Origin of the sequence: Enterovibrio qingdaonensis (genome assembly GCF_028683135.1) — a bacterium.
Taxonomy (GTDB): Bacteria; Pseudomonadota; Gammaproteobacteria; order Enterobacterales; family Vibrionaceae; genus Enterovibrio; species Enterovibrio qingdaonensis.
This window is the reverse complement of sequence record NZ_JAJUBB010000011.1, coordinates 79,813-96,551: the sequence shown is the minus strand read 5'-3', so window position 1 is coordinate 96,551 and position 16,739 is coordinate 79,813. Positions and strand designations below refer to the sequence as shown.

Annotated in this window: 9 protein-coding genes; all 9 read left to right on the top strand. The window is 49.0% G+C overall.

From position 1 onward, the window contains the following. Positions 1-2 precede the first annotated feature (2 nt). The 9 genes from LRP49_RS15565 (at position 3) to LRP49_RS15525 (ending at position 16,729) form a co-directional block, all read left to right on the top strand. Complete coding sequence (locus LRP49_RS15565; protein WP_274143292.1) at positions 3-1,712, top strand: ABC transporter permease; 1,710 nt, start codon at positions 3-5, stop codon at positions 1,710-1,712. Next, positions 1,678-2,340, top strand: coding sequence for an ATP-binding cassette domain-containing protein (locus LRP49_RS15560; RefSeq protein ID WP_274143224.1), 663 nt, complete (start codon positions 1,678-1,680; stop codon positions 2,338-2,340). Before LRP49_RS15565 ends, LRP49_RS15560 begins: the two co-directional genes overlap by 35 nt. Next, a complete protein-coding gene (locus tag LRP49_RS15555) occupies positions 2,333-2,944 on the top strand; it encodes a CDP-alcohol phosphatidyltransferase family protein (RefSeq protein ID WP_274143223.1) in 612 nt (203 codons plus the stop codon). Before LRP49_RS15560 ends, LRP49_RS15555 begins: the two co-directional genes overlap by 8 nt. A gap of 239 nt (positions 2,945-3,183) precedes the next feature. After that, a complete protein-coding gene (locus LRP49_RS15550) occupies positions 3,184-3,480 on the top strand; it encodes a PTS fructose transporter subunit IIB (protein WP_274143222.1) in 297 nt (98 codons plus the stop codon). A 5-nt stretch (positions 3,481-3,485) separates the two neighbouring features. Next, complete coding sequence (ptsP, locus tag LRP49_RS15545; RefSeq protein WP_274143221.1) at positions 3,486-5,966, top strand: phosphoenolpyruvate--protein phosphotransferase; 2,481 nt, start codon at positions 3,486-3,488, stop codon at positions 5,964-5,966. A 70-nt stretch (positions 5,967-6,036) separates the two neighbouring features. Next, positions 6,037-8,469 (top strand): GH92 family glycosyl hydrolase, encoded by a 2,433-nt coding sequence (locus LRP49_RS15540; protein WP_274143220.1) that lies wholly within the window; start codon positions 6,037-6,039, stop codon positions 8,467-8,469. Between the two features lie 254 nt (positions 8,470-8,723). After that, a complete protein-coding gene (locus LRP49_RS15535; protein WP_274143219.1) occupies positions 8,724-11,432 on the top strand; it encodes a GH92 family glycosyl hydrolase in 2,709 nt (902 codons plus the stop codon). 68 nt (positions 11,433-11,500) lie between these two features. Continuing rightward, positions 11,501-14,197 carry a GH92 family glycosyl hydrolase gene (locus LRP49_RS15530; protein WP_274143218.1) on the top strand — a complete coding sequence of 899 codons (2,697 nt, stop codon included), beginning with the start codon at positions 11,501-11,503 and terminating at the stop codon, positions 14,195-14,197. Between the two features lie 75 nt (positions 14,198-14,272). Further along, positions 14,273-16,729 carry a GH92 family glycosyl hydrolase gene (locus tag LRP49_RS15525; protein ID WP_274143217.1) on the top strand — a complete coding sequence of 819 codons (2,457 nt, stop codon included), beginning with the start codon at positions 14,273-14,275 and terminating at the stop codon, positions 16,727-16,729. The last annotated feature ends 10 nt before the right edge of the window (positions 16,730-16,739 follow it).

Sequence of the window (16,739 nt, the reverse complement as noted above, 5' to 3'; positions counted from 1 at the left end):
TGATGTTACGTGCGTTCTATCTCGTCATCATTCTTTGCTGCGTATTGCCGACGGCCTTTGGATTAACCGGCGTGGCGGTGTCGTCACTTGGTTACATTCCGCCTTTGGACATGCATACGCTGACCCTGAGCGGCTTTTCGATGGTCTTCTCTTGGGAAGGCGTGTGGCAGTCGATTGGTATGACGGTTTACTCGGCGATTGCCAGCACATATTTGGCATGCCTGATCACGTTCGCGATTTTGCAGGCGAGTTGGGGGACGCGTTTTTGGCGCAGTGTTGAAGTCGCACTATCGCCGTTATTGGCGGTTCCCCATGTTGCGTTTGCCATCGGTTTTGCCTTCTTGTTCGCACCCACAGGTATTGGTGCTCGACTATTGAGTTCGACCTTTGGGTATGAAGCGTCAGCTAACGGGGTTGAAGATCTCGCGCTACTGGTGAAAGACCCATACGCACTCGGCATGATCCTGATGCTTGCGCTCAAAGAGGTGCCTTTCCTGTTGCTGATGAGTATTTCTGTGCTTCAGCAAGTAAAGGTCAACCAGATTGAAAAAGTCAGTGCATCTTTGGGATACAACCGCGCACAGGCGTGGTGGAAGTGCGTGTTCCCACAATGGTTGGCAAAGCTGCGTTTTCCGATGCTGGCTGTCATGGCATATGGCTTATCAGTCGTCGATGTTGCGCTGATTATTGGTCCAACGAACCCTCCAACGTTTGCGGTGTTAGTGTGGCAGTGGTTTAACGACCCTGATCTAACCTTATTGCCTCGTGCCGCCGCAGGTGCTGTTGTATTGTTCGCCATTTCGTTGATGCTAATTGGTGTTGCTCGCGTCGTAGAATGGACCGTCACCAAAGGCGCGCGTGCGTGGCAATACGCCGGACGTCGTGGTGTCGCGCTGCCGGGCAAATCGGTGTTCACAACCTTGGCGGTGTTATCTGCCCTGATGATCCCAATCATGCTTCTTTGGAGTGTGGCACAACGTTGGCGATTCCCAGATTTGCTGCCAAGCCGTTATAGCCTGCGTTTTTGGGAATACGAGTGGACATCAATTCTTAATACAGTTGAGCAAAGTCTGGCAATTGCGCTGTTTTGTTCGACCGTTGCGTTGGTCATGGCATTGCTTGCCCATGAATACCGTATTCGTCATCGACTTCAAGTGCCGGGATATGTCATCGCAGTCCCGATGCTGATCCCGCAACTCTCCGTGCTCTTTGGTATGCAAGTCGCGACCTTGTACGTGAATGCGGACGCCCACCATCTGTGGGTGTGTTGGGCGCACGTTTTCTTCGCTTTCCCGTATGTGTATTTGTCATTGGATGGCCCTTGGCGCAGTTATGACGAGCGCTTAACGCGCGCGGCATTGAGCTTAGGTAAGTCCCCACTTCGCGTCTGGTTCAGTGTGAAAATGCCCATTCTGTTACCTGCCATTGCGTTTGCATGGGCGATTGGTATCAGCGTGAGTTTGGCGCAGTACCTGCCAACGCTGATTTTGGGCGCGGGACGTATTAGCACCATCACAACGGAAGCGGTAGCACTGTCGAGCGGCTTTGACCGTCGCGTGACGGCAATTTATGCCATCTGGCAGGCACTACTGCCATTTATGTTCTTCTCTCTGGCGATATTAACCAGTCGTTTGCAACTGAAATACCGTCGATTTTCTTCCCGGAGAAATATTCGCAATGAGCTTATGTCTCGAAAACCTCGCCATTCGTAAAGCGGGTGGCGAAGAGCTTTTTTCTTCACTGAACATGCGTGTAGAAAAAGGTGAAATCCTTTGTTTGATGGGGCCGAGTGGCTGTGGCAAATCGACCTTGTTAGATGTCGTAGCAGGGCACTTGTCCGGCGAGTTTTCTTATTCTGGCAGCGTTCGACTGAACGACGTGCTGTTGGACGGTGTGCCGCCGCATAAGCGCGAAGTGGGCATTCTGTTTCAAGACGACCTTCTGTTCCCGCACCTGAGTGTATGGGAGAACTTGGCTTTCGCGTTGCCCGATCATATTAAAGGCGAAGCGCGCCGAGACCGCGCGATGCTGGCACTGAGAAATATTTCACTGTCCAAGCTGGCAGAGTCGTATCCGGATCAGATATCAGGTGGTCAGCGTGCCCGTATCAGTTTGACACGTATGCTGTTGGCAAACCCTAAGGTTGCGTTGCTGGATGAACCGTTCAGCAAACTGGATAAAACCCTGCGTACGCAATTTCGTGACTGGGTGGTTGAGCAGCTAAAAGAGGCGAATATTCCCGCGTTGATGGTCACACACGATATGGAAGATATCCCCCCTGGCAGTCAGCTTTTAAGCTGGCCATGGAATGCGGTACGTGAGGAAGCGACCCATGCTTGATAGTGTTGGCATTAAAGTGGTGCGTTGGCCACTGTCGCAAACGGCAAAGCTCGTGGACAACCTAGGTGTAACGGCTAACCAAACCACCCTAGCCGGTTTCTTGATTGGCTGCTTGGCGTTGCCATCCCTGATTTTTCAGCAGTATGAACTGGCGTTGGTGTTCATCTTGCTTAATCGCATGCTGGACGGTTTAGACGGCGCATTGGCGCGTATTCAGGGTGTGACGGATGCGGGTGGCTTTCTTGATATCAGTCTGGACTTTCTGTTCTATTCGCTGGTGCCGTTCGGTTTTATTCTCGCGAACCCTGAGCAAAATGCAGTGGCGGGAGCATTTCTGATTTTCTCGTTTATTGGTACGGGAAGTAGTTTTCTGGCGTTTGCCATTATGGCGGGTAAGCAGGGTATTAATGACCCCGTGTATAAAAACAAATCACTCTACTACATGACAGGACTGACTGAAGGTTCAGAGACGATTCTCTGCTTCATTGTTATGTGCGTATTTCCTCATTATTTCGTAGAGATTGCCTGCGTGTTTGGTGCGATGTGTTGGTTTACGACCTCGTCACGAATTTACAATGGTTTCAAAACGCTCGCGAAATGTTAACCGTTCTAATTCCGCCTCAAATTGTAAATTAATCCAGTTGAAACCCGCTATTTATGCGGGTTTTTCTTTTTTTGCTGCAATGTCACAGAATTATATACCCCCCTCCCGATTTCCGGTGACCCAATTCACACATTGATTTGTATGCGACTTTTATCCAGTAAATGCGAGTTATTTCATCTGTTTGAGCCGCCCCGAAAACAATAGGATAGGCCCATCCTAGTCAAACGAAAGTCGTGTTTATGAAAGTTGTTGCTATTACCGCATGCCACACAGGTATTGCGCATTGTTATATGGCTGCAGACCGCCTGATAGAAGCGGCGCAAGTGCTTTCTATTCAAATCAAAGTAGAAACGCAAGGCGCTATGGGCATTGAAAACAAAATCTCACAACGAGAATTTGATGAAGCAGACCATATCTTATTAGCAACCGAAATCACGCCGTCTGAGAGCGACCGTTACGAAGGCAAAAACCTGACAATCGTCTCCGTACAAGATGCACTCAATAACCCAATCGCATTACTAAAAAAATTTAAGTGAACACAATGAAAAAAGAAGTCGCATTTACCTGTGAACTGCCAAACGGCATCCACGCTCGCCCTGCGAATCATCTGGAAGCAGTATGCAGCAAGTTCAACAGTGACATTACATTGAAAAATCTGCGCAACGGAAACGAAGGCTCGGCGAAAAGCGTTCTTTCGTTGGTTGGTACGGATACGCTGCTGAATGACCCGTGCTCACTGATCATCGAAGGTGACGATGCAGAAAGCGCATTTGAAACCCTCGCGAAATATATTCAGGAAGAGTTTCCGCATTGTGATGAAGCGTTAGAAGTGATGGAGCAAGGTGATGTTCTTCTTCCTCAATCGCTGATGCATCACAACCCAAATCTGGTACACGCAAAACGTTTGTCTACGGGTATCGCGAAAGGCAAATTGGTACGTTACACCGACGTTGAGCTTTCACTGTTCAACGACGCAGAATCAGACATGTCATTTGCACAAGCAAAACAGGCAGTGACTGAGACGCTGTTGGCGAAAGCGGAAACGGCAAACGGCCAAGAAAAAGAAATCATCAATGCGCATTTGGGCATTCTGAAAGACGAAGCACTGAACAGCCAAGTCATGGATGCGGTCTCTCAAGGCAAAACGCTGGCTCGCGGTATTTTGACTGCAGTAGCAAGCATTACTGAAACCTTGTTGCAGTCGTCGTCTGACTACCTGAAAGAGCGTGTGCTGGACATCAAAGACATCGCGCTTCAATTGCTGATCACCGCGCACCCGCACATGAACGTGTCGACCGAATTTACACTGACTGAGGCGTCGATTGTTATCGCCAATGATCTGACGCCTAGCCAATTCCTGGGTCTGGATCGTGCTCACCTGCAAGGTTTGATCCTGACGCAAGCGGGTTCAACCTCGCACACCGTGATTCTGGCGCGTGCATTCAACATTCCGGCGGTTTCTGGCGTGTCTATCGACCAGTGTGCATCGCAAGAAGGTGAACTGGTTTACGTCGATGGCGGTTTGGGTGTTGTTGCACTTGAAGCGTCTCAAGACGTTGCGACTTACTTCGAGCGCGCGATTTGGTTGGCTGAGCAAAAAGCCAAGGTAGAAAGCGAGTTTGTTAACGACGCAGCGCAAACCAAAGACGGTAAGCACATTGAAATCGCGGCAAACATTGCGTGTACGGTAGAAGCCGAGCCAGCGTTTGCGAAAGGTGCTGAAGGCGTTGGTCTATTCCGTACTGAGATGCTGTTCATGGACCGCGCGACTGCACCGGATGAAGACGAGCAGTTCAATGCGTACAAAGCAGTACTGGAAGCGGCAGAGGGCAAGGCTGTCATTATCCGTACTATGGATATCGGCGGTGACAAGCCAATTGATTACCTGAACCTGCCACACGAGCACAACCCATTCTTGGGTTACCGCGCGGTGCGTATTTACCCGCAGTTTATTGCGCTGTTCCATACCCAAATTCGTGCCATCTTGCGTGCTGCACCGTTCGGTCACACCAAAGTAATGATCCCGATGATCCAAAGCATCGAAGAGATCCGCTGGGTGAAAGAACAAATCGCGACGGTAAAAGCGGTGATGGACAGCGAAGGCGTTGCTTACGGCGACATCGAACTGGGCATCATGGTGGAAATCCCATCGGTTGCATTCATCATGGATCAGTTCTGTAAAGAAGTGGACTTCTTCAGTATTGGTTCGAACGACATGACCCAATACCTGCTGGCAGTAGACCGCGACAACGACAACGTTGCCAAGCTATACAACAGCCTTGCGCCATCTTTCCTTCGCTTGTTGAAGGCAGTGGTAGAGGGTGCACATGAGCACGGTAAGTGGGTTGGCCTGTGTGGCGAACTGGGTGCAAACAAGAAAGTCCTTCCACTGCTAGTTGGCGCGGGTCTGGACGAGTTGAGCATGGCTGCACCAAGCATTGCTCCTACCAAAGCTGCACTGCGTCAATTTGACAGCGAGCAATGCCGTGACTTGTTTGCTCAGGCTTGCGATTGCGCGACCATCGCCGACGTAGAAGCACTGCTTGATGCGTTCAGCAAAGCACAAGAAGACAAGCCACTTTTGGCAACCGAATGTGTGCTGCTGGATTGCGAATTCAACAGCAAAGAAGAAGCGATTCAAACGCTGGTAGGTAACTTAGGTATTCGCGGCCGTACTCACTTGGTAAGTGAACTGGAAGCGGACATCTGGGCGCGTGAAGCTGTGTTCTCAACGGGCTTGGGTAACGGCTTTGCCATTCCTCACACGAAATCAGACAACATCGCGCACTCTTCAATCTCTATCGCGCGTCTGAAAAAACCAGTGCGTTGGAGCGAAGACGAAGATGGTGATGCAGAGTTCGTTATCATGCTGACGCTAAACAAAGATCAGGGTGACCAACACATGCGCATCTTCTCTGGTCTTGCACGCAAACTGATCCACGAAAACTTCAGAAACACCCTTAAGAGCATGCCGACAGAAGACGAAGTCATCGCCTTCTTGAAGTCAGAACTGGCTCTCTAAGTTAAATAAAAATTATAAAAATATGGTGCTGCATCCCCCTGCGGCACCCTTTTTCCTAAAGGTAAATAAGATGAACATCAAGATAGCGCCTTGTGCACTAGCTGTAGCCCTTGCTTTGTCTATTGTTGGCTGTAATTCAGATTCTTCTACGGATCAGCCAAGCATTTCAATTCCATCAGTTTCTATCGTTGATAAAACGGTACTGAAATACGTTGATCCAATGATTGGTACCGCTGCATCGGGCCACACATTCCCAGGTGCCGTTGTGCCAGCGGGTATGGTTCAACTTTCACCAGATACCTTCATTGGCTCAGAACAAGGCCATGAATCAGGCCAGAATGCATGGCATTCGGCGTCAGGTTACTGGGATTCGTCCAACTATGAGACCGGCGAAATTGTGGATACCGATGTATCACTTTACGGTTTCTCTCACACCCACCTGTCGGGTACAGGCGCGACTGACTTAGGTGACATTCTTGTTCTGCCTTACGCAGATTTGAACGACGCAGAGCTAAATACGTTCGATAAAGTGAACGAAGTTGCCACTGCAGGCTATTACAAAACCACATTAAACAACGGTGCAATTGATGTAGAACTGACCACGACGAAACGTGTTGGTTTGCACAAATACACCTTTGCGAAAGGCGCTGATCGTAACGTGAAGTTCGATTTGGGCCATACCTTGTTGCCGAATGGCGGCAAGTCGCTAAAAAACAAGATTGAAGTGATCGACGAATACACCATTCGCGGTCGTAAATCGTCAACGGGTTGGTTCCAGGGCCAAGACCACCAAGGTCATGACATCTTCTTCTACGCCAAATTCAGCCAGCCAGTTGCAGAAGCATTGCTAGGCAAAGATGGCAAACTACCTGAAACAAGCATGCGCCACAATGCGGTGTATCAAGGCGATGATCTAACCGCATTCCTTAATTTTGGTGCTGGCGACGACGCGATCGAAATTCGCGTAGGTATTTCACCGGTTAACTGGCACGGCGCTCAGAAGAACTTGGAAGCAGAAGCACCAACGTTTGATTTTGCGAAAGTGAAAGCTGACGCTGAGTTTGCTTGGGCTGAAAAACTGGCGAAAGTGAAAGTAGAAGGCGGTACAGACGCTGAGAAAACCAACTTCTACACCGGTATGTACCATATGATGATTGCGCCAATCGAGTTCTATGACGTCGATGGCCGCTACGTGGATATGCTGGGTACGACGCGCACTCTGGAAGAAGGCGATACGCCAAACTATTCAATTTATTCAACGTGGGATACGTTCCGCGCGGTTCACCCATTCTGGACCATCATCGATCCAAAACAAGCCACGCTGTATGCGGAAGACTTGATCCGTAAATCAAATGACGAATTCGGTATGTTGCCGAAGTGGGAAGGTCATGGTTCTGAAACCGGCACCATGATTGGCTACCCATCAACGGCGATTCTGGGTGATGCGGTGACCAAAGGGCTGGTGGATGCAGAAGAAGCTCTGACAGCCTCTGTGAAATCTGCGCGTTATCGTCCGCATGACTTCCCACAGATCAACGATGGTATCTTGACTGCGCTTATGGCGGGTCAATTGAACTACCACATTAATGAGAAGTGTGTACGTGTTCCAAACTGGAACTCAGTATCTTACTCACTTGAATTCTCTTTCTACGATTGGACCATTGCTGAAATGGCGAAGGCCGCTGGCGACATGGCAACGTATGACGAATTCAAAGCGCGCTCTTACAACTCGTTGACTCATTGGGATGCTGAAACTGGCTTCTTCGTACCAACCGTTCAAGTGGGTGATGACAAGTGTGCGCCGCTTGCAGGCTCTGGCACCTCATGGGAACAAGATTTGTATCCGGAAGGCTTTAGCCCTTACGTCGCTAACCCTTATGCGTTCACCGAAGGTAATGCATGGCAGTGGCAGTGGGCGTTCATGCAAGACTTGGACAAGCTGACTGAAATCATGGGCGGCACAGCCGGCCTGAACCAGAAACTCAACAACCTGTTCAATGCAGATTCAAACGAAGGCGACCAGCACCAAGACATGACGGGTTACATTGGTCAGTACATTCACGGTAACGAGCCGTCACACCACGTGATTTACTTGTACAACCGTACTGAAGAGTCTTACAAGGCGCAGGAATACTTGGATCAGGTTTACGACAATTTCTACAAGCCTACGCCAGACGGCATCATCGGTAACGAAGATGTGGGTCAGATGTCAGCGTGGTACTTGATGTCTGCACTTGGCTTCTACCAAATTTCGCCGACTGATCCGACTTACAGCATCGGTCGTCCAATCTTCGACAAAGCCACTATGTCGATTGGCGACGGTAAGTTTACGGTTATCGCGGAAAACAATGGTCCAGATAACCTGTATGTGAAATCGGTGACCATCAACGGTAAGCCGTTGGAGAAATTCAATACCTTCAAACACGACGAGTTTGTGGCGGGTGGCGAATTGCGATTTGTGATGACCGCAGACAAGTCTGAGGCGATGCAAGCGAATCTGTAAGTAATGAACGTTTAATAACGTCTCACTGAAAATAAAGGAGAACCGTCCAAGTTATTTAAGCAAGGTTTCAATGTTTAAGTACTGGGCGGTTTTTTTATGAAATACCCAAAACAATAAAATAATTGGCAGTCGAATCTTATGTAATCCCCTTTATATAAGCGGTGATTTCTATGTGAAATAAATATGCATGCTGAATTCAGCAGGGATTCGTTCACGCCAAATTCCTGAATAACGTTAATGAATAAAGGTCGAAAATGATAAATAAAAAGTCTGTACTCGCGATGGCCATATTTTTTGCATTGGCAGGGTGTCACTCTGATTCAAATGAATCTGACGATCTGACGGGTACCTTGCCACAACCTGACCTGTCGGTACTGAACTACGTTGATACCATGATTGGCACCAAGGGATTGGGGAACGTAAACCCGTCACCTGTGATGCCAGAAGGCATGATCCAGCCTTCTCCTGATAACTTTGATCCTAATGGCTGGAACGGCAAGGGCTCTCCTTCTGAGTACGACCCATCAAATGCTCTTCTGTCTGGCTTTACCATGACCCACATTTCAGGTGCAGGTAAAGGTGACTTAAACGATTTCGCTTTCCTGCCATACACGGGTTTCAACACTGACGCGCCAACCATCAACAAAACGACCGAAACCGCAGAAGTGGGTTACTACGCCGTTGATCTGGTCGAAACGGGCGTTAGAGCAGAACTGACAGCAACGGACCGCGTTGCGTTTCAACGTTACAACTTCAAAGACGGGGAAGACCGCAAAGTCCTTATCGACCTTCAGCACGAGCTGCTCGAAGTCTACGGTAACCACTCGCGCAATATTTACTACAAGCGTTTGAATGACACCACCGTGGTGGGTGCGCGTACTTCAAACGAATGGGGTCAGTGGCAAACCGTCTTCTTTGTCGCTGAATTCTCCGAGCCAATCGTTGAAGAAAACCTATATGCCAAGCTGGCGTCTGAAAGCCAGTTACGACCTGTTGACGCGACAGAAATTGGCCTTGCTGACTACCGCGGCTACGCAGAACATCAACCGATGCCGGGCGAGCCAGAGCCAGATGCTGACCGTCTGGCACAACGCGCCAATGACGTAATGACACACCTGAACTTTGGTAAAGGTGATGCACCAATTACAGTGAAAGTGGCCATTTCTGGTACCAGCATTGATGGCGCGATTAACAACCTAAACGCGGATACAAACGGCTTCGACTTCGACGCAGTGGTTGAGAAAAACCGCAACGCATGGGCGACTGTGCTGGGTAAATTCAAGCTGGAAGGTGGTAAAGAAGCGGATAAGACCATGTTCTTTACCTCGCTGTATCGCACCTACATTGCGCCATTTGTCTACCAAGATGTTGACGGCAAATATCGCGGTATGGACGGCAAAGTACACCAAGCTGAAGATGGATTGGTGAACTACTCGGTTTACTCCATGTGGGATACCTTCCGTGCTGCCCACCCGCTGAAAACCATCATCGATAAGCCTCGTGCCATTGAATACGCACATGACTTGCTGAACAAATACAAAACCGGTGGCGTGCTGCCGAAATGGGAACTTCACTCTGATTACACGGGCGAAATGGTCGGTCATCCAGCCGTTTCTGTGATTGCAGATATCATGGTGAAACACCCAGAAGCGTTCACGCAAGAACACTTTGAACTTGCGATTCAGGCTGCCAATGACACGCTTGATTTTGACCTGATGAAAACCGACAGCTGGGTGCCTTATCGTGATGCATGGTCTGGTGACAAGCGCTTTACGGTGATGACCCGTCACAATACCTACCAAGAAGATCTGGGTTACATTCCGGCTAACACCAAATGGGCAGATGATTCGGGTGACAAACCAGCTTACGTAAACGGCCTGAAAAACGACAAGTACGACGAACTGGTCAATGAGTCAGTCTCCTACGGTTTGGAAAATGCCTACTACGACTGGACCGTTGCTCAGATTGCCAAGTTAGCGGGTGATGACGTTGCGTTTGAACGCTACATGGCGCGCTCAGAGTCGTTCAAGAACTACTTCGACTACAACCCTGACTTCTACGGAAAACTGCTGGATAGCAAAGGCAACTCACTAGGTGCGACAGGCTTTATGCGTCCGGTGTACAACCTGAATGGCACCAAGACCTTTGCCAATAACCTGAAAGCGGATTGTGTAGACGCAAACCTAGCACTGTCTATCCCTGACGGCTTGGATTACAACGGCTGTAAAGACCGTAAGACCCTGACAGAAAACGATGTGTTCTGGCCATACCGTGCTGAGCACCGTGGCGAAGACTTTACCGAAGGTAACACCTGGCAGTGGACATGGTTTGCCCCGCATAGCATTAGCGGTTTGGCGAATATCATGGGCGGCGAATTCAATGTGCGTACCGACTTTGACACGCCGGAAGCGATGTCAGATGCAGGTAAAGCGGCACTGCTAGCGAACCTTGATGCCTTGTTTAATGCCAACTCAAACGCAGACACCAGCCAATCTCACGATATGTCGGGATACATTGGTCAGTTCGTGATGGGTAATGAGCCTGATCACCACGTACCGATGATTTACAACTGGACGGCAGAGCCTTGGAAGACCCAAGAAATCGTTGATCGCGCCATGAATGAATTCTACCACCCAACGTTGGAAGGCCTGATTGGTAACGAAGATGTCGGTCAAATGTCGGCGTGGTATGTGATGAACGCACTGGGCTTCTATCAGGTAACGCCTGCTGCTCCGTCGTACACCATTACGCGTCCAATTTTCGACAAAGCTGAAATTCCTGTCGACGGTGGTTCATTCACTATTACGACGGAAAATAACAGCGAAGAAAACATTTACGTTAAATCTGTGGTGATTAATGGTCAGCCATTAAATAACAACTTCTCATTTAAACATTCAGATCTTAAACCGGGCGGACAATTGCATTTTGTGATGACCGGAAATAAAGAAGACGCTTTAAAGTAAAAATAAAAAACATGGGGGCCCTGTTTAAGGGCCTCTCTATTCGTATTTTTGTGAAATGAAGGTGTAACATGAAGTTCAGGAAGAGTTTTATTTATGTCGCAGTTATTTCGGGCATCTTAGGATCTGCAGGTTGTACAACGCAGAGTGTTTCTTTAACCGATCAGCCGATGATTGAAATGGGGCTAAATGTTCCTGTTTTATTTGATGACATGGACGTTACCCGTTATGTGAATCCATTTATCGGCACCGGCAATTTAGGCAATACCTATCCGGGCGCAACAACGCCACACGGCATGGTGCAGCTTTCTCCAAACAATGGCTCTAACGGTTGGGAATATACCTCGGGGTATTACTACAACGACAACCGTACCGTCGGCTTTTCCCACACCCACCTTTCTGGTGCTGGCGCAGGTGACCTGAATGACATTCTGGTAATGCCTATTAACAGCCGCTCAGACTACATGCTCAATGAAGGTTCATCGCGTTTGCATGTGGAAGGCTCGCGCTTCAAGCATAAAAACGAACAAGCGACAGCAGGTTACTATTCGGTCTTCCTTGATGACTATGACATCAAAGCGGAATTAACCGCCTCTGATCGCGTGGGCGTTCACCGTTACTCTTTCCCGCAAGACGAAAAGTCCGAAATCATCGTCAACCTTGGCTTCACCATTAACTGGGACTACACCGCTGAGTCTCACTTTGAGTGGGACAAAGACGCAAACACCTTGTCAGGTCACCGTTTTTCTGATGGTTGGGCGGCCAGCCAGAAAGAATTCTTTGTCATGGAGTTCGATCAGCCAATCAAAAGCATTCGCTTTGAATACTACGACAACGACGCCAAAACGTATGTGCCCGCAGAAGCTGGCCTAACCACGTTCACCAAGCAATATGCGCGTGCCTATGTCGAGTTTGACACTGCAGATTCTGCGCTGGTGGTTGAAGCGAAACTGGCATTGTCTAACACCGAAATTGGCGAAGACAATAAGACTGGTGCATCACTTAATATGACCGAAGTGGCGGGCAAGTCGTTCGACCAAGTTCGTCAAGATGCAACCGCCAAGTGGGAGAAAGAGCTGGGTAAAATTAAAGTGGAAGGGGATGTCGAGTACAAACAAACCTTCTATACCGCGCTTTACCATACCTTCCTTGGTCAAACGATCCATGCTGACCTTGATGGTCGCTACCGTCAGGTACTTCAAGGACGCGGAGCTTACCCAGACGGCACCAACGCCAATGGCGATGTGGTCTCTGAGCCGCTGATTGAAAAAGTACGCATTGCGGATGCCAACAAAGATGGCAAAGCAGACTTTGTACGTTACGACACCTTCTCGCTGTGGGATACCTACCGTTCTGTCCAGCCGCTTTCAAGCATCATTGAGCCTGATCGCTTGGCCGACGTTGTCCTTTCTATGCTGTCCTATGCGGAAGAATCTTGGGTCGATCATAACGGGAAAACCCGTCACGGTCGTTTGCCTGAGTGGACGTTCAAAGGCAATGAAACGGGCATGATGATGGGTATGCACTCAACGCCAGTGATTGCGGATGTGTTGACCAAAGGTTCGTTAGACAAGCGTATGGACGACCTTGGCTTCTCTGAAGCAGAGCAGCAAGACATCAAACTTCGCCTTATCAGTGCCATGATCAAAGACGGCCGCAAAGGCAGTGCGGTTGATTCCATCGACGAGTACGTAAAGAACGGCTTTAAAGCCTCGAAAATGCGTATCGGGAAAGGGGACTTGTGGGCGCACTCGCCATTTGAAACCAGTTGGACCGCCTCTTATTCACTGGAATACGCCTATAACGATTGGACCATTGCACAAGCAATCAAAGCCGTTTTAGGTGAAGACGCGCCGGAGTACAAAGAGTTTGCTGACCGTTCTAACAACTGGATGGCGCAGTTCGATTTCAACGGCAAGAAATACAAAGGCTGGTTCAAAGCTCGTGACACCAAAGGCGACTTTATCGACGCAGATTGGGTCGATCCAGCAACCGGTTTGGCTGTCGATAAAGATTGGCGTCCAGACATGTTCAACTATGCGTTTGCAGAGTCAAACGGTTGGCAATACTCGTTCAGTGTTCAACATGACATTCATGGCTTGATTGACCTGATGACCGAGTTCGATAAAACCCAGAACCCAGACGCAAAACGTGGTGACCTGTTCGCGGCGCGTTTGGATGAGTATTGGTCAACCTACCCAGACCGTAACGCAGGTGACAACCAATTCCCTGTGTTCAATACCGGTAACGTTGGCCAGCATGTTCAGGGCAACGAACCTGACCATCACGTACCGTACCTCTACAACTACGTGGGTCAACCATGGAAGGGACAAGCGGCCATCGCAGCGGCCACTAACGTGTGTTACGACAACACGCCAGACGGCATTTGTGGTAACGACGACTTCGGCACCATGTCTGCGTGGTTTGTGTTCCGTGCCCTTGGCTTCTATCCAGTGAGCGCGTCCACAGGCATCTATGAAATTGGTACGCCGTTGTTTGATAACGCGTCAATTGATGTGGGCAACAGCAAAACCTTCACGGTGAAAGCTGAAAACGTCAGCAGAGAAAACATCTTCATTCAATCTGCAACCTTAAATGGTCGTGAGTTTACGCGTACCTATCTGACGCAAGCAGACATTGTGAATGGCGGAACACTGTCATTCGTGATGGGTGAAGAGCCGAATAAAGCATGGGGTTCTCAGCCAGAAGATACACCACCAGATTTTGGTGTAGGTCGCTTCTTGCATGCGGATGCTATGCCGAAATAACTGCGCGAAGTTAAAACAAAATAACAATAAAAAATAAAGGGAGAGTTCTCTCCCTTTTTCTAAAAGGAATGAAAAATGAAACTTAAATTAGCACCGTTGGCGGTGGTGATCTCTATTGTGCTATCTGGCTGCAACTCAGATTCCAATTCAAACCCGCAAACAGATCTTGGCGGTACTGTTGTTAATAAATCCCTCATCAAATACGTTGACCCGTTTATTGGCACAGGTGCTGACGGCCATACGTTCCCGGGTGCTGTGTACCCAGGCGGCATGGTGCAACTGTCTCCTGATACTGAAATGGAAGGGTGGGGCTCTGCTGCTGGCTACTTTGACCACGGCAAAAAGGTAGATATTCCGGTTTACGGTTTCTCTCATACGCACCTTTCTGGAACCGGTATCACTGACTTGGGTGATATTCTGGTTCTGCCATTCACAGAAAAAAGCAACGCGACATATAACACCTTCGATAAAGAAAATGAAAAAGCGGAAGCGGGTTATTATTCTGTCGAATTAAATCGTGGTGATATTAAAGTGGAATTAACCACTTCGCCGCGTGTGGGTTACCACAAATATACGTTTAAAGAGGGCGCAACACCTTTCCTTAAACTTGATTTAGACCACACCTTAAATAAAAGCTGGGGCAACAGAACCACCATTGGTGACATTGAGTTTATTGATGAATATACCGTGCGTGGTAAACGCAGTTCTGATGGTTGGGCGAACAACCAGCACATCTATTTTTACGCGAAATTCAATCAGCCTGTTGTGAAAGCAACCGCAATGGTTGATGGAGCAGAAACCGAAATTACGCTGGAAAATGATGCGATTCATGCGACCAAAACCATCGCGTATCTGGAGTTCGCACCGTCTAATCAACCGATTGAAATGACCGTAGGTTTGTCGCCAACAAGTGCGCAAGGCGCGAAGAAAAACCTTGATGCGGAAGTCTCAGAGTGGGGCTTTGACAAGGTTCTGGCAAAAGCACAACAAGCGTGGCACAACGAGCTAGCTAAGGTGTCAGTGAAAGGCGGTACTGAAGATCAAAAAGAGATTTTCTACACCGCCATGTATCACGCCAACATCGCACCAATGATCTTCCAAGATGTTGACGGCACTTACCGCGCGATGCGTACCCAAGAGCTAAAAGAGGCCGGAGATACGCCAAACTACTCTATCTACTCCATGTGGGATACCTTCCGCGCCTTCCATCCATTGCAAACCATCATCAATCCTGATCGCGCTGAAGAATACGCGAACGATTTGATCCGCAAGTACAAAGACGGCGGAATTTTACCGAAGTGGGAACTGCACGGTCATTACACAGGCACCATGATTGGTTTCCCTGCGATTTCTATTATCGCGGACGCGATGGCGAAGGGCTTGGACGTCAATGCGCAAGATGCGCTGGAAGCTGCTGAGTTCACCGCACGCTACCACGAAGAAAACGAATTCCCGGATTGGACGGAAGACCAAAACATTGGTGCAGCTAACGTTGTTCAAGTGAAGGTCTACGAAGACAACGGCTTTGTTCACCACGGCTACTGGAACTCTGCGTCATACACCTTGGAATTTGCGTATGGCGATTGGGCAGTATCAGAAATCGCGCGTATGGCGGGTGATGTAAAAGTCCAAGATGAGTTTCTTGCTCGCGCAGACAATTGGTTGAACCACTGGGATGCAGAAACAGGTTTCTTGCGTCCGAAAAATCACCCAGCAAGTTCATCACCAAACAAGCCGCCTCTTGAATTCAACCAACCTCTTGATGAAGAGAGAACAGACGAGTGTATATCGGTTGAATGGCCTGCTGGCTCTGGCACCATGAAAGACAAGTGTCCGCTGCTGCCATTCGACCCTTACTACGTTGATGAATTTGCCTTTACCGAAGGAAATGCGTGGCAGTGGAAGTTCCAGCCTATGCATGACTTTGCGCGTCTGAAGCAAGAAATCTACAACGCAGATGTGGCGAACAACAAAGAAACGACACCTGAGAAAGCGTTCCGCGAAGACTTGGATGAGCTATTCACTGCACGTTCATCAAACACGGGTGAAGAACTGCCTGACTTGACCGGATACATCGGTCAATACATGCACGGTAACGAGCCTTCGCACCACATTCCGTATCTTTACAACCTGACTGATGAGCCTTGGAAAGCGCAAGAGTACCTCGACCGTATTATGGCAGAAATGTACACCATCGAACCGACAGGCTTGATTGGTAACGAGGACGTCGGCCAGATGTCAGCGTGGTACATCATGTCCGCGATGGGCTTCTACCAAGTGTCTCCAGCTGATCCGTCTTACTCCATCGGTCGTCCATTGTTTGATCAAGTGGACATTGACGTCGACGGCGGCACATTCAAGATCATTGCTGACAACAACAGCCCACATAACAAGTACGTGAAATCCGTCACCATCAACGGCAACGAACTCTCTAACGAACTGACCTTTGAGCACAGTGAAATCAGAGCTGGCGGCGAGTTGCGCTTCGTGATGACCGGCGACAAAAAAGAAGCCATGCAGGCAAAAATCTAATTGTTGATAG